The sequence below is a fragment of the Streptococcus sp. A23 genome (assembly GCF_043674155.1).
In the GTDB taxonomy this organism is placed as follows: Bacteria; Bacillota; Bacilli; order Lactobacillales; family Streptococcaceae; genus Streptococcus; species Streptococcus suis_V.
Genome location: NZ_JBIMJP010000010.1, coordinates 23541 through 43911 on the forward strand (window position 1 = coordinate 23541; position 20371 = coordinate 43911).

The following is a 20371-nucleotide window of genomic DNA, read 5'->3' on the forward strand; positions in this document are numbered from 1 at the left end:
TCCTTTAAAAATTCCTTACTATTTTACTAGTTTTAGGCCATTTAGTCAATCAATTTTTTCGCTTTACTATCCAGGTAGAGCTGATTTAAAAGAATTCCGATTCCAATAAAGACCAGCAAATACTGCTTTTCCTCCAGCAGCAATAGACCTAGCACAGACTGCAAAATCAAGGAAAGATACAAAATCTGTCGCAGGACTCGTTTAAAGCTAATCAGTCGTTTGTCTGGACCGACTGGCAAAAGCTCGGCCATCAGTTGATAATCATAGGCGTAATAGAGCGGGAGCAATTGGAACAAGAGCAAATAATGAAATAAACTGGCTAATCCTACTGAGAGCCAGGATTCCCTCACCGTAACAAAAAATACAATGGATAAGATTACCAGTCTAAGAGCCAGTGAAAGGTAGTCCCCACTGCGCAAAAAGGCCCTCATGAAGAGATAGTCCCAGGTAAAGCCAGTTTCTTTTTTGATATGACCCAGTAGCCAATCCAAATAGGAACGACGTTTGACAAAGCTAGTCAGCCCCTTAACATTGGTAAAGAGGGAGAAAAATTTCAATATCGACGTTTTTCTCTTGCTCTCATATTGAAGAGCCCGGACCCAGTCCACCCTTTCTTCTTCCATAAAGGCCAGGAGTTTCCATCGAAAATAGAAATATTTGGCAATGGTTAGCATGAACATCAATGGAATAAAAAGTAGAATAGGAAGTTTTAATTTGAGGTAGAGCGGGAGTAGAATCAATTGACCAACAAGTTGGAGGCTAGCCCATACCAAAAAGGCCCTGCGATTGGCAGCAAAGAAGATTTCAGGCATTTCAGCTTCTTTTGATAGCAGGAATATCTTATCAGCCTCCTCTACGTAGGTAGCAACATTGCCTGCCAAGAACAGCAGCAAGCTGACCAGGGCCAAAATAACGTACAGCAACCAGGACTGACTGGGCAGGTTTTCTAGCAACTGCCGATACTGTAGCGCCAGAAAGCCAAAAAGTACCAAAACAACCAAAACAAAGTGGTCATTCAGTACATAACGAAGATAGGTTGCACACTGCCTTAAAAATAGATTTTTTCGTTGACCAAAGAGCGCCTTCATCCCTGCCCTCCTTCTTGGGTCAAGCTAAGATAAATCTCGTTAAGGCTAGCATCCTGCATGGCAAATTCCTGGCGTAGGTCAGTCAGATTGCCCGTAGCCTTGACCCGACCCTTATGTAGAATAACGAACCGATCACACATTTTTTCAGCGGAATCGAGAACATGGGTGGACATCAAAATGGAGCTTCCCTGAGCCTTTGCTTGATTGAGCAAGTTAATTAAATCCGCAATCGCAATCGGATCCAGACCCAAGAAAGGTTCATCGACAATCAGCAAACTCGGCTCAACCATAAGGGCGCAAATAATCATGACCTTTTGTTTCATGCCTTTTGAAAAATTCACAGGGAACCAGTCCAAACGGTCTTTCAGCCTAAAAATAGCCAATAGTTCTTGAACACGCGCCCAGGCAGATTCAGCTTCCAAATCATAGGCCATCATCACTAACTCGATATGCTCTTTCAGGGTCAGTTCCTCATAGAGACTAGGCGTTTCAGGTATAAAGCCAATTTTTTTTCGATAGGTAGCCATGTCTTCGTTGATCCCCTGCCCATCAATTAGAATTTCTCCCTTGTAAGGGCTTAGGAGACCAATGATTTCTTTAATAGTAGTCGATTTCCCGGCACCATTCAAGCCAATCAAGCCGACTAGCTCCCCATCCTTCACCTTAAAATCTACATCATGTAAAACAGGAATATTGGCATAGCCACCTGTTATATTTTTTACTTCTAACATACATTTCGTCCTATTATTTGATATAATTATTATACCAAAAATCCTAGAAAGAGGTTGCATTATGTCAGATTGTATTTTTTGTAAAATTGTCTCAGGAGAAATCCCTTCTTCTAAGGTCTATGAAGACCAACATATTCTTGCCTTTTTGGACATTACCCAGGTAACTAAAGGCCATACCTTGGTCATCCCTAAAAAACATTTTCGTAATGTCTTAGACTTGGACCAGGAAACAGCCAGCCAACTATTTTCAGCCATTCCAGCTATCGCTAGCCACTTGAAAGACAAACTGGGAGCAAGCGGACTCAATATTATCAATAATAATGAGGAAGTTGCTGGTCAAACGGTCTTTCATACCCATATCCACCTACTGCCTCGATTTGAGGGACAAGATGGCCTGGATATCCGATTTGCAACAAATGAACCTGATTTCCCAGCCCTAGCCCAACTAGCCCAAGACCTCTACATAGGAGAATAATCATGAAACTTCGCCACCTACTGCTAGCCGTCGGAGCTGCTCATTTGGCCTACCAGGCTGTAAAACACCGCAAGGAAATCGCTGCAGAGGCTAAAGAAACCAAAGAACTGGTCCAACGTATCCAGGCAGATAAGCAGAAAATAACAGACCAGTTAGCCCTGCTCAATTCATTCAAGGCGCCTGTCCAGGAGCTCAGCAAGGATTTACAGTACCAACTAAAGGTTTACCAGCAGAGTATCGCAGGCAACCTGACTGAAATCCAAAAATTTACTGATAAATACAAAACAGAAGATTCTCAACATTGGGAGCGGGAATGAACTCGTCAAAGCTAAGAAGAGTTCGTCAACAAGTCTCTATTTCTTGTTGTTGACCTAAAACGGTCTATCCCCAGACCGCCTCGCGTTCCTATTTCTTGGCTCGAGCTTAAAACCTCCACAGGAGCCTTTAACTCCACACCGCATAGCTTCAAAGGTTCGGGGAACCTTTGGAGGTTGGAAATTGAGCGAACTCTGTTCGTATCAAAAAATAGTCTGGGGTGAGACTGTTGGAGGCCAATCAACCACTGCGCTGATATGTTGACACGAACTAAAGAAAGAAGCCTAGACTTTTTGCCTAGGCTTCTTTCTATGTACAAACTCGAGATTGTCTATCACTGGCCACCTTCTGCTGAGCTAGAAGAGGTTTCGACCTGACTGGACTCCGAATCTCTTGACTTAGAGGTCTCTGTTTGGCTATAGTCAATATCGTAGGTTGGCGCTGTTTCCGGTTCGTAGGTTTCACCGTTGGCTTCAACTTCGATATCATTAGTATAGGCATTGAGGACCTCGATTGGACTGGATTGTCCAAAGAGATATTCCAAAACCTTGATGTTGGTCTTGATTTTAGAAACTTTTGGCAAGCCCAAGGATTCCTTGAGGACATTTTGCATTTCCAAAACATGGGCCGCCGTCGGGATCTGGTAGGACAACTCGTCAATTGTGTGACCTTCACCACCCAATTGGTAGGATTCAACCTGATTCAGAGCATCCTTATAGCCCAGAAGACTAGGAATGGTTGAATTTGAAATCACAAAATCCGTCCGCATGTGCTTAGAGACAGCTTTCAAAATCTTTTTATACTGCGTAAATCCATCCAATTGCAAGAGCTTGGTCACCAGGGCCTGGATAACCTCACGCTGCCGCTTCTGCCGACCAATATCTCCCTCCGGATCATCGTAACGCATCCGGGCATAAACCAAGGCCTGGTCTCCATTGACCAATTGCTCCCCAGGTGGAACGACAGCTGTGTAGGCAGGTTCATACTCATCAATAGTAATCGGGAAGCCCAAGGTATTGTTGACCTTGATACCACCAATGGCATCAACCAGCTCCACCAGGCCATCCATATTGATTTCGACATAGCGATTGATGGTAATATCCATCATCTTCTCAATGGTCGCAATGGACATGGCCGCCTGACCATAGGCATAGGAGTGATTCAACTTCTCAATCTTATCACTAGAACGATCATTCTTATCGGCTATCTCTACCATGATGTCACGCGTCAAGCTCATCATGGTTGTTTTCTTAGTTAGAGGATTGACCGTCACCAAAATCATGGAGTCACTCCGCCCTTCTTCCCAGTCCAGACCCCGAGTTGCCTGGTCGGTATCCACCCCCATCAAAAGAATGGTCAAGGGCTCAGTAGCCTCGATAATCCCTTCATCTTCTCGGTTACCGATAGAGCGAAAAGTCTTTGCAATCTCCCCGGTCGAGTAATTCAAAAAAGTCGCGGTATAGATTGCTCCTGTCCCGATTGTCAATGCTAGAATGGACAAGAACATCAATAAAATTTTAGTTCCTATTTTCATTATTCACCTATTAACTTGGCCATAGAATACAAATCTAGCCAATCTCCCTCATCTGTTCTAGCTCCCCTTGCCAGAGTCCCTTCAATCTTGAAGCCTAATTTTTCATACAAAGCCACTGCTCTTTGGTTGCGGACCTGAACCGTCAATTCTAAACGCTTGAGCAAATCCATTTCCTCAGCCCAATGAATTACTTCCTCCAGCAGGATGGAACCCAGTCCCTGTCCCCAGTAGGCTTTTTTAACTGCAATAAAAATAGTTCCGATATGGCTAATACGAAACTGACTGGAGGACTTGACCGACACTACTCCGATGACTTCATCGTCTAACTTGGCCAGCAACTGCAGCTCCCGAGGATTTTCTATGCAAGCCGTAAAAATATCTTCGATATCTTGGACTCCAAGCCTAAACCCCGTCTCATCCATGACAAGAAAATCGGTTTCACCTGCGACCTGGTTCATAAAGTCAATAAAGGATTGGGCATCAGCTGGTTCTGCTTCCTGAAAATAAATTTCCTTCTCAACAATCATCTAACAACTCTTTCAATTGGGCACTACGCGGTCCTGACGCATTAAACTCCAACCTCCGACCGTCCTTTTCGATGGCAATACGAACTGTCAAGACATCGTCCAAGAGATAGGCATCTAACAACTCTCCCCATTCAATCACAGTCACCCCATCGCCATACAAAAAATCATCTAGGTCAATGGAATCCGGATCATCACCAATCCGATAGACATCTAAATGATAGAGTGGCAGACGACCCTCATACTCTCTTACAATGGTATAGGTTGGGCTTTTTATCATTTGCTCAATATTCAGTCCCAGGGCAATTCCCTTGGTCAAGGTCGTTTTCCCAGCACCTAGCTGACCTGATAAAACAAGGACATCCCCTGCCCTAAGCAATTCTCCTAGTTTTCTTCCAATAGCTTGTAATTCTTGTTCATTTTGACTATACATATCTAGCATTATAGCATAGCTTCCCCTAGTTTGTCATGGTCTTACCCAACAAAAAAAACTGGGTCTCCCCAGTTTCAAAGTTGCTTTAGATAATCGCTAAGATAATGAAGTTCAAGATAAAGAGTGCTGTTGAACCCCAGAGGATTGGGTGAATCTCATTTGCCTTACCAGTCGAAACTTTTACCAAGCAATAGAAGATAAAGGCTGCCGCAATACCGTAAGAGATAGAGAAGCAAAGGGCCATGAAGAAGGCAGCGAAGAAAGCAGGAAGCGCATCTTCAAAGTTTTGCCAATCCACATCAAGGAAGCTGGATACCATCATCACGCCGACGATAATCAAAGCTGGTGAAGTTGCCGCTGCTGGCACGATACCAACGAATGGCAAAATGAGGATAGATAATAGGAAGAGAACTGCAGTTGTCACAGCTGTCAAACCAGTACGTCCGCCTGCAGAAATACCAGCCGCAGACTCCACGTAAGTTGTCGTATTTGACGTACCAAAAATCGCACCAATTGACGTACCGATAGCATCTGCAAAGAGAGCACGGTCCATTTTAGAGTTAAAGCCTGTACTATTTTCAAGCGCCTTCTCATCTTCCTCAGAGAAGATGCCTGTCTTACGGCCAGTACCGATGAAGGTTCCCAAGGTATCAAAAGTATCTGACAAGCTAAAGGCAAAAATGGTCATCAATACTAGTGGCAAACGGCTAGAGTCCGCAAAGAGTGAAGCCATGCCATCAAAGGCTGCTAGGAAGGTTGTGCCAAGCTCAGCAAAGGCAGAACCAATATTATTGTTGGCAAAATCAATAGCAGAAATATCAACCACACCAGCTGGAATCCCCGCAAGAGTCGTAGCAATGATACCAATCAAAATCGCACCACGAACATTTTTAATGACCAAGACAGCAGTCAAGAGAAGACCAAAAACAGTCAAGAGAACGCTTGGATCTGTAAAGGTTGAGATGGCTGGAACAACGCCACCACCTGCAAACACGGAGAAGACACCGTTTGAGAAGGTTTCAGCTGTCGCATCAGCAGGAGCAACGCCATTAACTGTGATGATATCCGAAGCTGACGTCAGGAAGGTAATTAGGTTTGAATTTTTGAAGCCAAGGTAGGCTACGAAAACCCCGATACCACCACCGATAGCATGCTGCAAGCTAACTGGAATAGCCTTGATGATGCTCTTACGAACCTTGGTCACTGTGATAAAGACGTTGAAGAGACCGCAAAGGAATACCATTGCCAAAGCTTCCTGCCAGGTGAAACCAAGTCCAATAACAACAGTATAAGTAAAGAAGGCGTTGAGACCCATACCTGGCGCCAAGGCATAAGGTACATTGGCAAAGAGACCCATAACCAAAGTTGACACCGCACTAGCGATAATGGTTGCCAAGAAAACTGCCTGAGAAGGCATACCTGCAACACTGAGGATGCTAGGGTTCACAAACAAGATATAAGACATAGCGAAGAATGTCGTAAGACCTGCCATGATTTCGGTTGAAACAGTCGTCCCATGATCTTTAAGTTTGAAAAATTTATCCATTTTTTCGTTTCTCTCCTTTTAATTTACGAACGATACTTGAATTATAAACAAAAAATATTCACAATTCAAGAATTTTAATGTTGAAAGCGTTATTTTTTGTAAAATCACAGTTATTCATTCGTAAATAACGAACATTCTAAGTGATATAAGCCTGTCTCATCAAAAAGATAAGTATTTTTGCAAATAGTTCCTGATTCTGTTATACTGAACAGTACTTATTTTATGCTAGAAGGAAGTGACCGGTATGACCAAAAAAATCATCGCTCTGGACTTGGATGGAACGCTCTTAAACAAGGAAAGTCAGCTATCTGACTATACCATTGCGACCATCCAAAAAGTACGCCAAGCTGGCCATACCGTCATCATCGCAACAGGTCGCCCTTACCGTATGGCTGACCAATTTTACCATCAGCTCAAGCTGGATACACCCATGATTAACTTCAATGGTTCCCTCATCCATATTCCGGAGAAAAAATGGGCTTGGGAAAAGAATATTCTGATTGATAAAAAATACCTATTGGAATTTTTAAAGGAAGAGTCTACCTTTGAGGCGGACTTCATCGCAGGCGAATACAAGAATAAATTCTTTATTACCCAGGATCATCTGGACAAGATTGACCCAGCTTTAATGGGAGTTGAGCAAATCACCCCTGAAACCCTGATTAGGCCAGAATTGATTACCAGCGACCCCCACTCTATCCTCATGCAGACCAGAGCAGCTGACAAGTATCAACTAGCCAAGGAAATGAAAGCCCATTTCAATAACGAACTAGAAATCAATACCTGGGGCGGTCCGCTCAATATCCTAGAAACCTGTGCCAAGGGAGTAAACAAGGCCACTGCCCTAACCTATCTGCTCGACCAGATGCAGGCCAGTCCAAAAGATTTGGTTGCCTTTGGTGATGAACACAATGACATAGAGATGCTGGAGTTAGCCGGAACAGCCTACGCCATGAAAAATGCCAGCGACTCACTATGCCCCCATGCCGATCGATTGACCGAATTCGCTAATTTTGAAGACGGTGTTGCCAGAGAATTGGAAAAATTATTTTTATAAGGATAAAAAGGTTTGGAAAGTCTATATTTCTAATCCTTTTTCTTTTATTCCTTGTATGAAGCAAGTTTTATCAATTTTATATCATTATAATATGCAAGAAATAATGTGTAACTTTTCAGAAAGATTGCAAAAATTGTCACAAAATTGGTTGGCAAAGTAATGAAAGCGATTTATAATAAGTAAGTTGGTTCTATGAAAGCCTTTTCCAATCGCTACCATAGAACAAGAAAAATTTTAGGGGGTACAATAATGAGTATTGGAATCATTATTGCAAGTCATGGCGAATTTGCAGCTGGCATTCATCAGTCTGGCTCCATGATCTTTGGCGAACAAGAAAAAGTACAAGTTGTTACTTTTATGCCAAGTGAAGGTCCAGATGATCTCTATGCCAAGCTCAATAACGCCCTTGACGCGTTTGACGCAGATGATGAAGTCTTGGTGCTGGCTGACCTTTGGAGTGGTTCGCCATTTAACCAAGCGAGCCGCTTAGCTGGGGAACATCCAGAGCGCAAAGTAGCCATCATCACCGGTCTCAATTTGCCAATGCTGATTCAAGCCTACACAGAGCGTTTGATTAACGCTGGTGCAGGTGTTGAAGAAGTTGCCGCAAATATCATCAAGGAAGCCAAGGATGGCGTGAAAGTCCTCCCTGAGGAATTGCAACCTGCTGAAGTTGCACCTCTTACCGCTCCCGCTCCTGCTGCTCCTCAAGGTGCTATCCCACCAGGTACAGTTATCGGTGACGGCAAGTTGAAAATCAACCTGGCCCGTATCGATACCCGTCTCTTGCATGGACAAGTTGCTACTGCATGGACACCTGCTTCCAAAGCAGACCGTATTATCGTTGCGTCTGATACTGTTGCACAAGATGACCTTCGCAAGCAATTGATCAAGCAAGCTGCACCAGGTAATGTCAAGGCCAACGTTGTGCCAATCAAGAAATTGATTGAGGCTGCAAAAGATCCTCGCTTCGGTAACACACATGCCTTGATTCTCTTTGAAACACCACAAGAAGCTCTTGAAGCTATCGAAGGTGGTGTGGAAATCAAGGAACTCAACGTCGGTTCTATGGCTCACTCAACTGGGAAAACCATGGTCAATAACGTATTGTCAATGGACAAGGACGATGTTGCAACATTCGAACGTTTGCGTGAATTAGGTGTCAAGTTTGACGTCCGCAAGGTACCAAACGACTCGCCGAAAGATCTCTTTGAGTTGATCAAAAAAGTCGACATCAAATAGATTCTCTATGTGTGAAAGATAAAATATGAAAGGATTATCCTCATGACAGAAATTACAATTATCTCTGCAATCTTGGTCGTTATTGTGGCCTTTCTTGCGGGTATGGAAGGAATCTTAGACCAATTCCAATTCCACCAACCAATCGTTGCTTGTACGCTTATCGGTCTTGTGACGGGTAACTTGGGTGCTGGCGTTGTCCTCGGTGGTACCCTCCAGCTGGTCGCTCTTGGCTGGGCCAACATCGGTGCCGCTGTTGCTCCCGATGCAGCTCTGGCTTCCGTAGCAGCTGCTATCATCCTGATCAAGGGCGGTGATGCTTCTCCTGAAGCGATTTCCGTTGCTCAAGCCCTCGCTATCCCTCTTGCAGTTGCCGGTCTCTTCTTGACCATGCTTGTCCGTACAGCATCTGTTGCCCTTGTACATGGTGCGGACGCTGCTGCAGAACGTGGTGACTTCGGTGCCCTTGAGCGCTACCACCTGATTGCCCTTTCAATGCAAGGCTTGCGTATTGCTATTCCTGCTGCTGCTCTTTTAGCTATCCCAACTGAAGCTGTTAAAAATGCTCTAGATGCAATGCCAGCTTGGTTATCAGGTGGTATGGCAGTTGGTGGTGGTATGGTGGTTGCCGTAGGTTTCGCTATGGTTATCAACATGATGGCAACTCGCGAAGTTTGGCCTTTCTTTGCTATCGGTTTTGCCCTCGCAGCAGTTAGCGACTTGACCTTGATTGCTCTTGGTGCAATCGGGGTGGCTCTTGCCTTCATCTACCTCAACCTTTCTAAAAAAGGCGGCAACGGTGGTGGATCTGTTTCTAACGATCCAATCGGCGATATCTTAGAAGACTACTAAAAAGAAAGGATGACACATCATGACAGAGAAAATTCAACTTTCAGTAAATGACCGCAAGGCGATTTGGTGGCGTTCAACCTTCCTCCAAGCTTCTTGGAACTATGAGCGGATGCAAAACTTAGGCTGGGCTTATACAATGGTACCTGCCATCAAAAAACTCTACACTAAAAAAGAAGACCAAATCGCTGCCCTCAAGCGCCACATGGAATTCTTCAATACCCATCCATACGTTGCAGCTCCTATCGTCGGTGTAACCCTTGCCCTTGAAGAAGAGCGTGCAAACGGTGCGGAAATCGATGATGCAGCTATTCAAGGGGTAAAAATCGGTATGATGGGACCTCTTGCCGGTATCGGTGACCCTGTCTTCTGGTTCACAGTACGTCCAATTCTCGGTGCCTTGGGTGCTTCCTTGGCGATTGGTGGAGATATCATAGGCCCACTCATCTTCTTCTTCGGTTGGAACGCTATCCGTATGGCCTTCCTCTGGTACACACAGGAATTTGGTTATAAGTCTGGTAAGGAAATTACCAAAGACATGTCTGGCGGCATCCTCCAAGACATCACAAAAGGTGCTTCCATCCTCGGTATGTTCATCCTAGCCGTCCTTGCTCAACGTTGGGTATCTATCGGCTTCAACTTCAATGTCTCTGAAGTTCCTCTCTCAGAAGGTGCTTATATTGAATGGGACAAATTGCCTGCAGGTAGCGAAGGTATCCAAAAAGCCTTTGAATTGGTTGGCCAAGGTTTATCACAAACACCAACTAAAGTCACTACCTTCCAACAAAACTTGGATGACTTGATTCCAGGAATTATGAACCTCCTCTTGACCTTCCTCTGCATGTGGTTGCTTAAGAAAAAAGTATCCCCAATCACGATCATCGTTGGACTCTTTATCTTTGGTATCCTAGCTCGTGTAGCTGGTATTATGTAATTCAATCCCCCGCTTCTGCGGGGTTTTTGATATAATTGAAGGGAAAGTGAGGTATCCATGGCACAATCCTTAAATAAAACGGTAGAACTATCTACGACCGGCGTCTCCTATCTTAGCTTGGCCGGTTCAACCGTTGGAAAATTTCTGCTAGGCGACCAGGCTCTGGAATTTTACGCCGATAATAATGTCGAAAATTTTGTCCAAATCCCTTGGAAAAATATAGATAAAATTGGTGCTAACGTATCCGGCAAGAAAATCAGCCGTCATTTTGAAATTTATACAGACAGTGGCAAATTTCTTTTCGCCTCTAAGGATTCTGGAAAGATTTTAAAAATTGCTCGTGACCATATTGGCAACGATAAGGTGGTCAAACTGCCAACTCTCCTGCAAATTCTAGGACAGAAAATCTCTAATCTATTTGCAAAAAAATAAAAAATCAAGTATAATAAGACAAACGGATAAGTAATATCAGGCGTTTTTCAGAAAGTCTGCGGTCGCTGCGAGCAGATAGATAAATGATATGAAATTCTACCGTTGGCTAAAAATGACATACTTAAAGTGCACAGAATGTGAAGCTGGATGGAACCGCGGTAGCTATCGCTCCAGCATTTCTCATTCTGTGTTTTTTATTCAAAAGGAGACAACTATGCTAGATATCAAACGCATTCGTACAGATTTTGATGGAGTGGCTGCAAAGTTAGCTACTCGTGGTGTGGCTGCCGAAACCTTGGCAAACATCAAGGAATTGGATGCAAAGCGCCGTGAAATCTTGGTTACTGTTGAAGAGTTAAAAGCAGAGCGCAACACCGTTTCTGCGGAGATTGCCCAAGCAAAACGCAACAAGGAAAACGCTGACGACAAGATTGCGGCTATGCAAAAATTATCTGCGGACGTGAAAAATTTGGACGCTCAACTCTTGGAAATCGATGAAGAATTGAACGCTATTCTCACTGTGCTTCCAAATACGCCACATGACTCAGTTCCTGTTGGAGCAGATGAAGAAGAAAACGTAGAGGTTCGCCGCTGGGGAACTCCTCGTGAGTTTACCTTCGAGCCAAAAGCACACTGGGACCTGGGCGAAGACTTAGACATTCTGGACTGGGAACGTGGGGCAAAAGTAACCGGAGCCCGCTTCCTCTTCTACAAAAACTTGGGTGCCCGCTTGGAGCGTGCCCTCTACAACTTCATGTTGGACGAGCATATCGCAGAAGGCTACCAGGAAATCATCACACCTTACATGGTCAACCATGACTCTATGTTTGGTACTGGACAATATCCGAAATTCAAGGAAGATACTTTCGAGTTGGCAGACACCAACTTCGTCCTCATTCCAACTGCGGAAGTGCCATTGACCAACTACTACCGTAACGAAATCCTGGAAGAAAAAGACCTACCAATCTACTTCACAGCTATGAGTCCATCTTTCCGTTCTGAAGCTGGTTCTGCTGGTCGTGACACCCGTGGTTTGATCCGCCTCCACCAATTCCACAAGGTTGAAATGGTCAAATTTGCCACACCAGAACAGTCTTATGATGAATTGGAAAAAATGACGGCAAATGCAGAAAATATCCTTCAAAAATTAGGTTTGCCATACCGCGTGTTAGCCCTCTGCACAGGCGATATGGGCTTCTCAGCTGCTAAGACCTATGACTTGGAAGTCTGGATTCCAGCCCAAAATGCCTATCGTGAAATCTCCAGCTGTTCCAACACAGAAGATTTCCAAGCTCGCCGTGCCCAAATCCGCTACCGCGACGCTGCTGACGGCAAGGTTAAATTGCTCCACACCCTCAATGGGTCTGGTTTAGCAGTTGGTCGTACCGTGGCTGCCATCCTTGAAAACTACCAAAATGAGGATGGCTCTGTTACTATTCCCGAAGTACTCCGTCCATACATGGGTGGGGTAGAAGTGATTAAACCATAGGAGTAAGGAAGATGAGTAAGAAATGGTATAAGGACAAAAGTCGTGGTGAACTGGCTGGCGTCATCGCAGGTCTTTATGACTACTTTGACCTATATGAGAACTACGGTTGGAAATTAGAGAACGTTCGATTGGTAGTCATTATCTTGGCTATTGTCACCAACCTCCCCTTTCTAACTGCCTATATCATTCTGGCCATACTTTTACCAGACAAGTCTGAACTCAACTAAACGCAAAAGAAGACGACTCCTAGAAGGAGTCGCTTTTTTATAGATAATAAAAAATAGTTACGATTAGATTGTTTACCAAGTGCACTGCAATCGGATAAATCAGATAGCCTGTTTTATGATAGAGAGTTGACAAAATGATACCACTCCCCGCATAAATCAACCATGAACCGATGTCCGTTGGTCCATGAAGCAATCCAAAAAGAAGGCTTGAGGCGATAATACCAAACAAAACATAGGAACCAAATAATTTTTTGAAAAAATATCCCCGCAAGATGACTTCTTCTCCAACTGCCGGTAATAAAGCGGTGGTCAGGGTTGCTAGCCAAAACGGGACTCCTTTCAAGGATTCCATAATCAAGGTCTCATTGGCAGTTGTTTCTGCCCCTTGTAGCTCCAATAAAAACAAGCCAAACATATCCATCAACTGCATAACTGCAAAGGCTAGGATGACGAGAGCAATGCCATACCAAGAAAGAATCTTGGAATCCCAGACGGGAAGGCTATTTTTTTCAGCCCGCCACCAGAAAAAGACCACAATTCCCACTGTCGCAACCCCTGTAATCAGCAGAAAAATCTGCGATTTTGACTGCTCCAGGATCAAATCTGGGATGACAAAAATCAATAAAAAACCAAAAGCTCTCAAGATAATCCAAATCTTTCTGCCTATCCATTCCATACCTTGACTTATTTTTTTCACATTTTTCTCCTATTCTTTTTCATATGTTTTACAACCCGCCCGCTCTTCCAGGCTTTTTTGTCTTATAGTTATAAGCGGATCCTTGCTCCGCTAATTCCTTCTAAAAATAGTAAAATGCCACCACCGACCAGGCATTGTTGATAAAATGCACTGCCATGGGATAGATAAGGTAATCTGTCTTGTAGTAGAGGTAAGCCATTAAAAATCCTGGGCTAGCATAAATAATCCATGAACCCAAATCTGTTGGTCCATGCAGGAAAGCAAAAATCAAACCAGATACTACAAATCCTAGAATCTTGTGCTTTTCAAAAAACTTTTTGAACAGATAACCTCTGACAATGATCTCCTCGGTAATGGCTGCCTGACAGGCTACTCTTACAAAGGCTAACCAAAAAGGAATCGTTTGTAACAACTTTTCAATGCCAATCTGATTAGTTGTGTCTTCAATCCCTTGAAGGTCCATGATAAACTGTCCGAGATACTTGAATAACTGGGCCACAATATAGGTTAAAAGAACAATACTCAGACCCTTCCAAGTTAAGATTTTTCTATCCCAAATGGTGAGTCCTTTCCTTTCTGCCAACCAACACATAAAGACCATAATTCCAATAGAAAATAGGCCTGCAGTCCATTGAGCGACTGGCGAGGTTGATTGTTCCAATATGGAAATTGGAATATGATCGAGTAGCAACAATAGAAAGGCCAGCAGTAAAATCCAGATTTTCCGACAAAGCCATTCTAACTTTTGACTGAATTGCTCCATACTTTTCTCTTTTTCCTCCGTTCTACTTTCTATCCTATTCAGTAACTATAAATAATAGAACGCCACCACCGCCCAGGCATTATTGATAAAATGCACTGCGATAGGATAAATCAGATAATCCGTTTTATAGTAGAGGTAAGCCAGCAAAAAACCTGGGCTAGCATAAATAATCCATGAACCCAAATCTGTTGGTCCATGCAGGAAAGCAAAAATCAAACCAGATACTACAATTCCCAGAATCTTGTGCTTTTCAAATAGCTTTTTGAATAGATAGCCTCTGACAATGATCTCCTCGGTAATGGCTGCCTGACAGGCTATTCTTACAAAGGCTAACCAAAATGGAATGTTTTCTAATAACTTTGTCAATTCAAGCTCATTGCTGGTTTCTTCAATCCCCTGAAGTTCCATAATGTAATAACCAAGGTGTTTAAACAGCTGAGCTACCGCGAATGTTAAGACAACTAAACCAAGACCTTTCCAAGTTAAAACATTGCTATCCCAAATCTTGATACCATTCTTCTCAGCTCTCCAGTACATAAGGACAAGGATGCCAACGGACAACAAGGCTGCTCCCCACTGAGCCCATTGTGAAGTAGATAGGTCTAATATCGCATCTGGAAGAACAGCTAGCACCATGAAACCAAACACTCTCAGCAAAATCCAAAATTTTTGACCAAGCCATTTCAAACCTTTACTGAATGTTTCCATATCAATCTCCTTTTCTACTCCAGACCATCGAATACATCCAACCTATCATGGATTGTATAGAACATCTATGTATTATTCTAATAAAACAATTTTACAACAATACAATTCTCTTGTCAATAAGAACCTAAAAAAAGTACTAGGTCTTCCTAGTATTTTCTAAAGCGTTGATAGCGGTTTTCAAGTAGTTGGTCAAGTGGCAAGGCTTGTAAGGAAGCCAACTGGCTGACCAGATTTTCCTTGATGTCAGCCAAGACTTCCTTGGTCGCTCTGCCATTTTCCAAAACCACCCGATCGACCACTTGGAGTTTCTCCAACTCGTATGACGTGATCTTCATGAGTTCTGCTGCTTCCATGGCCCGACTGCCGTCTTTCCAGAGGATAGAGGCGAAACCTTCGGGGCTGAGGACGGCGTACATGGAGTTTTCCAGCATCCAGACCTGGTCTGCAACTGCCAGAGCAAGGGCTCCACCAGAGCCTCCCTCGCCGATGATGATGGCGATAATAGGTACCTTGAGGTCGCTCATCTCCATGAGGTTGCGGGCAATGGCCTCACCCTGTCCTCGCTCCTCAGCACCGACACCGGGATAGGCTCCAGCAGTATTGATGAAGGTGACAACGGGGCGACCGAACTTCTCCGCCTGTTTCATGAGGCGAAGGGCCTTGCGGTAGCCTTCTGGGTGGGGCTGACCAAAGTTACGTTTTAGGTTATCTTGAAGGTTCTTGCCCTTTTGGATACCAATAACTGTCACAGGCTGACCTGCTAAAAAGCCAATCCCACCGACAACCGCTCCGTCATCGCGGAAATTCCGATCGCCGTGCAGTTCGATAAAGTCATCAAAGAGTTGTGTGGCATAGTCCAAGGTGGTCAGGCGAGCCTGGTCGCGTGCCAAACGGATCATACGTGCTACATCACTGGTCATCTGACACCTCCATGCATTCTCAGCAAGCGACTGATGGTCGCTGGCAAGTCCTGGCGTTTGACAATAGCATCGACAAAGCCGTGCTCTTGTAAAAATTCAGCCTTCTGGAAATCATCTGGCAGATTTTCACGCACAGTTGACTCTATAACCCGTCGTCCTGCAAAACCAACCAAGGTCTGCGGTTCTGCTAGGATAATATCGCCTTCCATAGCAAAACTAGCCGTCACACCTCCTGTTGTGGGGTCTGTCAAGACCGTCAGGTAAAAGAGGCCAGCATTGGAATGGCGTTTCACGGCTGCAGAAATCTTAGCCATTTGCATCAGGCTCATGATTCCTTCCTGCATGCGAGCACCACCAGATGCGGTAAAGAGGACAACTGGTAAACGCTCTTCAATCGCCAACTCAAAGAGGCGGGTGATTTTTTCACCGACCACCGTGCCCATAGAAGCCATGATAAAGTGCGAATCCATGATGCCAAGGGCAACTGGCTGACCGCCGATGGTCGCCTTGCCTGTCAAAACAGCCTCGTCCAAACCTGTCTTTTGACGGGTGGCTGCTAATTTTTCTAAATAATTGGGGAAGTCCAGCGGATTTGTGGTTTCAATCCCTGTAAACAATTCCTCAAACGAGCCGACATCGACTGTCAAAGCCAGGCGTTCCTGGGCTGTAATCCGAAAATTATAGGAACAGTGTTGACAGGTTTTCTCTAATCCCAAATCCTTCTTGTAGAGGATGACCTTACAAGCTGGACATTTGGAAAAGAGTTCATCTGGCACCTCTGGCTTTGCTTGAGGTGCTGACTCTATCCGCGAACGATTGGGATTGATGCGGATATATTTGTCCTTTTTGCGAAACAAAGCCATAGCATTCTCCTAGTTTACTTTTTTAATTCTTCCTGATAGCGAGGTAAAAATTCTTCCATGAGATAGGCAGTATCGTAGTCACCTGCCACCACTCGCTTGTCGGAAATCAAGTCCAGCTGGAAGTCGGTATTGGTCACCACTCCGTCAATTTCCAATTCGTAGAGGGCTCGCTGCATCTTCATCAGGGCTTCAAAACGATTTTCCCCATGCACGATGACCTTGGCAATCATGGAATCATAGTAAGGCGGAATGGTATAGCCTGGGTAAACAGCTGAGTCTACACGCAGACCGACTCCTCCGCTTGGCAGGTAGAGATTGGAAATCTTACCTGGACTTGGAGCAAAATTGAAGGCTGGATTTTCAGCATTGATGCGGCATTCAATGGCATGACCTGTAATCTTCACATCTTCTTGGCGGACACTGAGTTCCTGACCAGCCGCAATCTTGATTTGCTCCTTGACAATATCCACACCGGTAACAAATTCGGTAACAGGATGTTCCACCTGCACCCGTGTGTTCATTTCCATGAAGTAAAATTCGCCCTTGGCTTCGTCCAAGAGGAACTCAATAGTTCCCGCATTTTCATAGCCAACTGATTGGGTAGCCCGCACTGCTGCTTGACCGATACGGTCCCGCATAGTGTGGCCGATAGCAATCGACGGAGCTTCTTCCAAGACCTTCTGGTTGTTGCGTTGAAGGGAACAATCCCGTTCTCCCAGATGGATGACATGACCGTGCTGGTCCGCCAAAATCTGTACTTCGATGTGGCGGGCTGGATAGACGACACGCTCCATATACATGGCTCCGTTGCCAAAGGCTGCCTTGGCTTCGCTGGAAGCCGATTCAAAGGCAGGCACTAGGTCTTCGGCTTTTTCAACCTTCCGAATCCCCTTACCGCCACCTCCTGCCGATGCTTTGAGCATGACTGGATAACCAATCTTTTCAGCGATTTCAAGGGCTTCTTGGCTGGTCAAAACTTCACCGTCTGATCCTGGAATGACAGGCACTTGAGCCTTAATCATCTCTGCACGTGCATTGATTTTATCGCCCATGGTATCCATGACCGTCCCAGAAGGCCCGATAAATTTGATACCAACCTCTTCACAAAGGGTGGCGAACTTAGAGTTTTCACTCAAAAATCCAAAGCCAGGATGAATGGCCTGGGCACCTGTCACAACAGCCGCCGAGATGACTGCCTGCATATTGAGATAGGAGTCTGTCGAACGGGCTGGGCCGATACAGACAGCCTCATCTGCCAACATGGTGTGGAGAGCTTCCTTGTCCGCCTCTGAATAGACAGCCACGGTCGCAATCCCAAGCTCTCTGGCCGCACGAATAATCCGCACCGCAATCTCACCACGATTGGCAATCAAAATCTTCTCAAACATGATGAATCCTATCTCCTTTAGATACTATTTTCCAATGGCAAAGGTTAATACCCCCGACGCAGCCAGTTTTCCGTCCACCTCTGCCTTTGCTTCAACAACCGCAATGGTTCCACGGCGTTTGACAAATTTAGCTGTCATAATCAACTGGTCACCAGGTACAACTTGCTTCTTAAATTTAACCTTATCCATGCCGGCATAAAAGACCAGCTTGCCCTTGTTTTCTTCCTTGGATAACTCCAAGACACCTGCGGTTTGAGCCAAAGCCTCCATGATGAGAACTCCTGGCATAACAGGATAGTCTGGAAAATGCCCGTTGAAGAAGGGCTCGTTAATGGTCACATTTTTAAGGGCGACAATCTCATCTTCTGATACTTCAAGGACACGATCGACCAGGAGCATAGGGTAGCGATGAGGAAGAGCCTCTTTAATTTTCAAAATATCAATCATTTGATGCGTACCAATCCTTGTCCAAATTCTACAACATCCTGGTTGGCCACCAAAATCTCTGTGACCACACCATCACGATCAGCAGGCACTTCATTCATGACCTTCATGGCTTCGATAATCATGAGGGTCTGCCCCTTTTTGACCGTATCACCAACTGCTACAAAGGCTGGCTTGTCTGGGGCTGGTGACAAATAGGCCACACCAACAAGTGGACTTTCCACTACCGCCCCCTCTGCCGCAAGGGCTGAGCTGGCTTCTACTGGAGCTGGCTCACTGGTTTCAACTGCTGGCACAGGGGCTGGGCTTGCAGGAGCTACTGGAGCAAGCGGAGCTTCTACGATTGGACTTGGAGCCACTGTCGCCTGCTGGTTTTTACTGAAATGCAAGGTTTCCCCAGCATTGCTATATGAAAATTCTCGCAAACTTGACTGGTCAAACTGACTCATCAGGTCCTTAATTTCTGTAATATTCACTTAGGCCTCCCAACGTTTGAAAGCGATGACTGAATTATGCCCACCAAAGCCAAATGTATTTGAAATGGCATGACGGATTTCCATGTCACGACCTTGACCATAGATGACATCTGCCTCGATGTAGTCAGACAACTCCGTCGTACCTGCTGTCTTAGGTGCATGAGAATGACGCATCGCCTCAATAACAGCCGCCGCTTCAACGGCACCCGCTGCCCCCAACAAGTGACCAGTGAAGGACTTAGTGGAAGAAACTGGCGTGTTCTTGCCGAAGACGGATACGATAGCTTGGCTTTCCCCTTTTTCATTAGCCGGTGTCGAAGTTCCATGGGCATTGATGTAGTCAATATCAGCTGGCTCTAGACCTGCTTCTGAAATGGCCAACTTCATAGCCTTAATAGCACCCAAACCTTCTGGGTGTGGAGAGGTCATGTGGTGGGCATCGCAGGTATTTCCATAGCCGACGATTTCAGCCAAGATGGTTGCCCCACGCGCCTCTGCATGCTCCAAACTTTCCAAGACCAAGACCGCAGCACCTTCTCCCATTACAAAACCATTGCGGTCCTTGTCAAAAGGAATGGAAGCACGACTTGGATCCTCAGTTGTCGACATAGCTGTCAAAGCCTGGAAGCCACCGATGGCAAAGGGAGTTATAGCCGCTTCTGAACCACCTGCCAACATAACATCTTGGAAGCCAAACTTGATTTCACGGAAGGCTTCACCCAAGGCATCATTTGACGAAGCACAGGCCGTTATGACACACTTGCAGACACCATTGGCACCGACCTGCATGGCAATATTTCCTGCCGCCATGTTTGGCAAAGCCTTCGGAAGTGCCATAGGACGAATCCGTTTTGGACCTTTTTCATTCATCCGAGCAACCTGCTCCTCGATTTCCAAAATCCCACCGATCCCTGTTGACAAGATAACACCGAAACGATCGCTGTCAACTGCTTCTGTATCAAGATTGGCATTGGCTACTGCCTCTTGAGCCGCATAAAGAGCATAGAGGGAGTAGTTGTCGTAGCGGTTAGTATCTTTTTTAACGAAGTATTTGTCGAAAGGAAAATCCTTGATTTCTGCCGCATTATGGACAGTGTATTGGCTAGTGTCAAATTTGGTAATCTTTCCAATACCAATCTTGCCATTGACCAAGCTATCCCAGAATTCTTCTGGCGTATTTCCAATTGGAGATGTCAGACCGTAGCCTGTCACCACTACACGATTTAGTTTTGTCATTTT

Annotated in this window: 24 protein-coding genes; 9 read left to right on the plus strand and 15 right to left on the minus strand. The window is 45.0% G+C overall.

Going from position 1 to position 20371, the window contains the following annotated elements:
• Positions 1-41: 41 nt before the first annotated feature.
• Both ACHBIE_RS06730 and ACHBIE_RS06735 read right to left on the minus strand, forming a co-directional pair.
• Entirely contained in the window at positions 42-1088 is a 1047-nt protein-coding gene (locus ACHBIE_RS06730; RefSeq protein ID WP_105122958.1) for an ABC transporter permease, read from the minus strand.
• The gene (locus ACHBIE_RS06735; RefSeq protein ID WP_105122957.1) at positions 1085-1819 is read right to left on the minus strand and encodes an ABC transporter ATP-binding protein; all 735 of its coding nucleotides are present in this window, start codon (positions 1817-1819) and stop codon (positions 1085-1087) included. Before ACHBIE_RS06735 ends, ACHBIE_RS06730 begins: the two co-directional genes overlap by 4 nt.
• Before the next feature lie 61 nt (positions 1820-1880).
• On the opposite strand from ACHBIE_RS06735, the gene ACHBIE_RS06740 reads away from it, so the two are divergent.
• On the plus strand, positions 1881-2294 hold the full coding sequence (locus ACHBIE_RS06740) for an HIT family protein (RefSeq protein WP_105122956.1): 414 nt from the start codon (positions 1881-1883) through the stop codon (positions 2292-2294).
• A gap of 2 nt (positions 2295-2296) precedes the next feature.
• On the plus strand, positions 2297-2611 hold the full coding sequence (locus ACHBIE_RS06745; RefSeq protein WP_105111603.1) for a chemotaxis protein: 315 nt from the start codon (positions 2297-2299) through the stop codon (positions 2609-2611).
• Between the two features lie 332 nt (positions 2612-2943).
• Here ACHBIE_RS06745 and ACHBIE_RS06750 read toward each other — a convergent pair whose 3' ends face one another.
• From ACHBIE_RS06750 to ACHBIE_RS06765, 4 genes are all read right to left on the minus strand, one after another.
• Complete coding sequence (locus tag ACHBIE_RS06750) at positions 2944-4143, minus strand: LCP family protein (RefSeq protein ID WP_394733020.1); 1200 nt, start codon at positions 4141-4143, stop codon at positions 2944-2946.
• Complete coding sequence (locus tag ACHBIE_RS06755) at positions 4143-4667, minus strand: GNAT family N-acetyltransferase (RefSeq protein ID WP_105111601.1); 525 nt, start codon at positions 4665-4667, stop codon at positions 4143-4145. The genes ACHBIE_RS06750 and ACHBIE_RS06755 overlap by 1 nt, the downstream gene beginning before the upstream one ends.
• On the minus strand, positions 4660-5100 hold the full coding sequence (gene tsaE / locus ACHBIE_RS06760; RefSeq protein WP_394733021.1) for a tRNA (adenosine(37)-N6)-threonylcarbamoyltransferase complex ATPase subunit type 1 TsaE: 441 nt from the start codon (positions 5098-5100) through the stop codon (positions 4660-4662). Before tsaE ends, ACHBIE_RS06755 begins: the two co-directional genes overlap by 8 nt.
• A gap of 85 nt (positions 5101-5185) precedes the next feature.
• Positions 5186-6646, minus strand: a complete 1461-nt coding sequence (locus tag ACHBIE_RS06765) for an NCS2 family permease (RefSeq protein ID WP_257104848.1) — start codon at positions 6644-6646, stop codon at positions 5186-5188.
• 244 nt (positions 6647-6890) lie between these two features.
• Here ACHBIE_RS06765 and ACHBIE_RS06770 point away from each other — a divergent pair, with 244 nt between their 5' ends.
• The 7 genes from ACHBIE_RS06770 (at position 6891) to ACHBIE_RS06800 (ending at position 12873) form a co-directional block, all read left to right on the plus strand.
• Entirely contained in the window at positions 6891-7703 is an 813-nt protein-coding gene (locus ACHBIE_RS06770) for a Cof-type HAD-IIB family hydrolase (protein WP_105122952.1), read from the plus strand.
• 249 nt (positions 7704-7952) lie between these two features.
• The gene (locus tag ACHBIE_RS06775; RefSeq protein WP_125266119.1) at positions 7953-8945 is read left to right on the plus strand and encodes a mannose/fructose/sorbose PTS transporter subunit IIA; all 993 of its coding nucleotides are present in this window, start codon (positions 7953-7955) and stop codon (positions 8943-8945) included.
• A 42-nt stretch (positions 8946-8987) separates the two neighbouring features.
• Positions 8988-9794: a mannose/fructose/sorbose family PTS transporter subunit IIC gene (locus ACHBIE_RS06780; protein ID WP_105111591.1), complete on the plus strand. Its 807-nt coding sequence runs from the start codon at positions 8988-8990 to the stop codon at positions 9792-9794.
• A gap of 19 nt (positions 9795-9813) precedes the next feature.
• Positions 9814-10725, plus strand: coding sequence for a PTS system mannose/fructose/sorbose family transporter subunit IID (locus ACHBIE_RS06785; protein WP_172022450.1), 912 nt, complete (start codon positions 9814-9816; stop codon positions 10723-10725).
• A 57-nt stretch (positions 10726-10782) separates the two neighbouring features.
• Positions 10783-11157, plus strand: coding sequence for a DUF956 family protein (locus tag ACHBIE_RS06790; protein WP_172022448.1), 375 nt, complete (start codon positions 10783-10785; stop codon positions 11155-11157).
• Positions 11158-11371: 214 nt separating this feature from the next.
• Entirely contained in the window at positions 11372-12646 is a 1275-nt protein-coding gene (gene serS / locus ACHBIE_RS06795) for a serine--tRNA ligase (protein WP_172082910.1), read from the plus strand.
• 11 nt (positions 12647-12657) lie between these two features.
• A complete protein-coding gene (locus tag ACHBIE_RS06800; RefSeq protein WP_105111588.1) occupies positions 12658-12873 on the plus strand; it encodes a PspC domain-containing protein in 216 nt (71 codons plus the stop codon).
• Between the two features lie 37 nt (positions 12874-12910).
• Here ACHBIE_RS06800 and ACHBIE_RS06805 read toward each other — a convergent pair whose 3' ends face one another.
• From ACHBIE_RS06805 to fabF, 9 genes are all read right to left on the minus strand, one after another.
• Positions 12911-13570: a CPBP family intramembrane glutamic endopeptidase gene (locus ACHBIE_RS06805; protein WP_394733022.1), complete on the minus strand. Its 660-nt coding sequence runs from the start codon at positions 13568-13570 to the stop codon at positions 12911-12913.
• Positions 13571-13670: 100 nt separating this feature from the next.
• The gene (locus ACHBIE_RS06810; protein WP_394733023.1) at positions 13671-14333 is read right to left on the minus strand and encodes a CPBP family intramembrane glutamic endopeptidase; all 663 of its coding nucleotides are present in this window, start codon (positions 14331-14333) and stop codon (positions 13671-13673) included.
• Between the two features lie 45 nt (positions 14334-14378).
• Positions 14379-15041, minus strand: a complete 663-nt coding sequence (locus tag ACHBIE_RS06815) for a CPBP family intramembrane glutamic endopeptidase (protein WP_125266124.1) — start codon at positions 15039-15041, stop codon at positions 14379-14381.
• Positions 15042-15187: 146 nt separating this feature from the next.
• On the minus strand, positions 15188-15961 hold the full coding sequence (locus tag ACHBIE_RS06820) for an acetyl-CoA carboxylase carboxyl transferase subunit alpha (RefSeq protein ID WP_172022446.1): 774 nt from the start codon (positions 15959-15961) through the stop codon (positions 15188-15190).
• On the minus strand, positions 15958-16824 hold the full coding sequence (gene accD, locus ACHBIE_RS06825; protein WP_394733024.1) for an acetyl-CoA carboxylase, carboxyltransferase subunit beta: 867 nt from the start codon (positions 16822-16824) through the stop codon (positions 15958-15960). Before accD ends, ACHBIE_RS06820 begins: the two co-directional genes overlap by 4 nt.
• Before the next feature lie 14 nt (positions 16825-16838).
• On the minus strand, positions 16839-18212 hold the full coding sequence (locus ACHBIE_RS06830; protein WP_394733025.1) for an acetyl-CoA carboxylase biotin carboxylase subunit: 1374 nt from the start codon (positions 18210-18212) through the stop codon (positions 16839-16841).
• Between the two features lie 24 nt (positions 18213-18236).
• Positions 18237-18659 (minus strand): 3-hydroxyacyl-ACP dehydratase FabZ, encoded by a 423-nt coding sequence (gene fabZ / locus ACHBIE_RS06835; RefSeq protein ID WP_024378919.1) that lies wholly within the window; start codon positions 18657-18659, stop codon positions 18237-18239.
• Positions 18656-19132, minus strand: coding sequence for an acetyl-CoA carboxylase biotin carboxyl carrier protein (accB, locus tag ACHBIE_RS06840; protein WP_105122938.1), 477 nt, complete (start codon positions 19130-19132; stop codon positions 18656-18658). The genes fabZ and accB overlap by 4 nt, the downstream gene beginning before the upstream one ends.
• The gene (gene fabF, locus ACHBIE_RS06845; RefSeq protein ID WP_105111574.1) at positions 19133-20368 is read right to left on the minus strand and encodes a beta-ketoacyl-ACP synthase II; all 1236 of its coding nucleotides are present in this window, start codon (positions 20366-20368) and stop codon (positions 19133-19135) included.
• Positions 20369-20371: the final 3 nt, after the last annotated feature.

What these genes read in the sequence shown, in the direction of transcription:
- ACHBIE_RS06735 (WP_105122957.1), bottom strand. Translation starts at nt 1,819, where the DNA reads ATGTTAGAAGTAAAAAATATAACAGGTGGCTATGCCAATATTCCTGTT.
- ACHBIE_RS06745 (WP_105111603.1), top strand. Translation starts at nt 2,297, where the DNA reads ATGAAACTTCGCCACCTACTGCTAGCCGTCGGAGCTGCTCATTTGGCC.
- ACHBIE_RS06730 (WP_105122958.1), bottom strand. Translation starts at nt 1,088, where the DNA reads ATGAAGGCGCTCTTTGGTCAACGAAAAAATCTATTTTTAAGGCAGTGT.
- ACHBIE_RS06785 (WP_172022450.1), top strand. Translation starts at nt 9,814, where the DNA reads ATGACAGAGAAAATTCAACTTTCAGTAAATGACCGCAAGGCGATTTGG.
- ACHBIE_RS06770 (WP_105122952.1), top strand. Translation starts at nt 6,891, where the DNA reads ATGACCAAAAAAATCATCGCTCTGGACTTGGATGGAACGCTCTTAAAC.
- ACHBIE_RS06830 (WP_394733025.1), bottom strand. Translation starts at nt 18,212, where the DNA reads ATGTTTGAGAAGATTTTGATTGCCAATCGTGGTGAGATTGCGGTGCGG.
- ACHBIE_RS06810 (WP_394733023.1), bottom strand. Translation starts at nt 14,333, where the DNA reads ATGGAGCAATTCAGTCAAAAGTTAGAATGGCTTTGTCGGAAAATCTGG.
- ACHBIE_RS06820 (WP_172022446.1), bottom strand. Translation starts at nt 15,961, where the DNA reads ATGACCAGTGATGTAGCACGTATGATCCGTTTGGCACGCGACCAGGCT.
- ACHBIE_RS06800 (WP_105111588.1), top strand. Translation starts at nt 12,658, where the DNA reads ATGAGTAAGAAATGGTATAAGGACAAAAGTCGTGGTGAACTGGCTGGC.
- ACHBIE_RS06765 (WP_257104848.1), bottom strand. Translation starts at nt 6,646, where the DNA reads ATGGATAAATTTTTCAAACTTAAAGATCATGGGACGACTGTTTCAACC.
- ACHBIE_RS06750 (WP_394733020.1), bottom strand. Translation starts at nt 4,143, where the DNA reads ATGAAAATAGGAACTAAAATTTTATTGATGTTCTTGTCCATTCTAGCA.
- tsaE (WP_394733021.1), bottom strand. Translation starts at nt 5,100, where the DNA reads ATGTATAGTCAAAATGAACAAGAATTACAAGCTATTGGAAGAAAACTA.
- ACHBIE_RS06815 (WP_125266124.1), bottom strand. Translation starts at nt 15,041, where the DNA reads ATGGAAACATTCAGTAAAGGTTTGAAATGGCTTGGTCAAAAATTTTGG.
- ACHBIE_RS06740 (WP_105122956.1), top strand. Translation starts at nt 1,881, where the DNA reads ATGTCAGATTGTATTTTTTGTAAAATTGTCTCAGGAGAAATCCCTTCT.
- fabZ (WP_024378919.1), bottom strand. Translation starts at nt 18,659, where the DNA reads ATGATTGATATTTTGAAAATTAAAGAGGCTCTTCCTCATCGCTACCCT.
- accD (WP_394733024.1), bottom strand. Translation starts at nt 16,824, where the DNA reads ATGGCTTTGTTTCGCAAAAAGGACAAATATATCCGCATCAATCCCAAT.
- ACHBIE_RS06780 (WP_105111591.1), top strand. Translation starts at nt 8,988, where the DNA reads ATGACAGAAATTACAATTATCTCTGCAATCTTGGTCGTTATTGTGGCC.
- ACHBIE_RS06790 (WP_172022448.1), top strand. Translation starts at nt 10,783, where the DNA reads ATGGCACAATCCTTAAATAAAACGGTAGAACTATCTACGACCGGCGTC.
- serS (WP_172082910.1), top strand. Translation starts at nt 11,372, where the DNA reads ATGCTAGATATCAAACGCATTCGTACAGATTTTGATGGAGTGGCTGCA.
- ACHBIE_RS06775 (WP_125266119.1), top strand. Translation starts at nt 7,953, where the DNA reads ATGAGTATTGGAATCATTATTGCAAGTCATGGCGAATTTGCAGCTGGC.
- fabF (WP_105111574.1), bottom strand. Translation starts at nt 20,368, where the DNA reads ATGACAAAACTAAATCGTGTAGTGGTGACAGGCTACGGTCTGACATCT.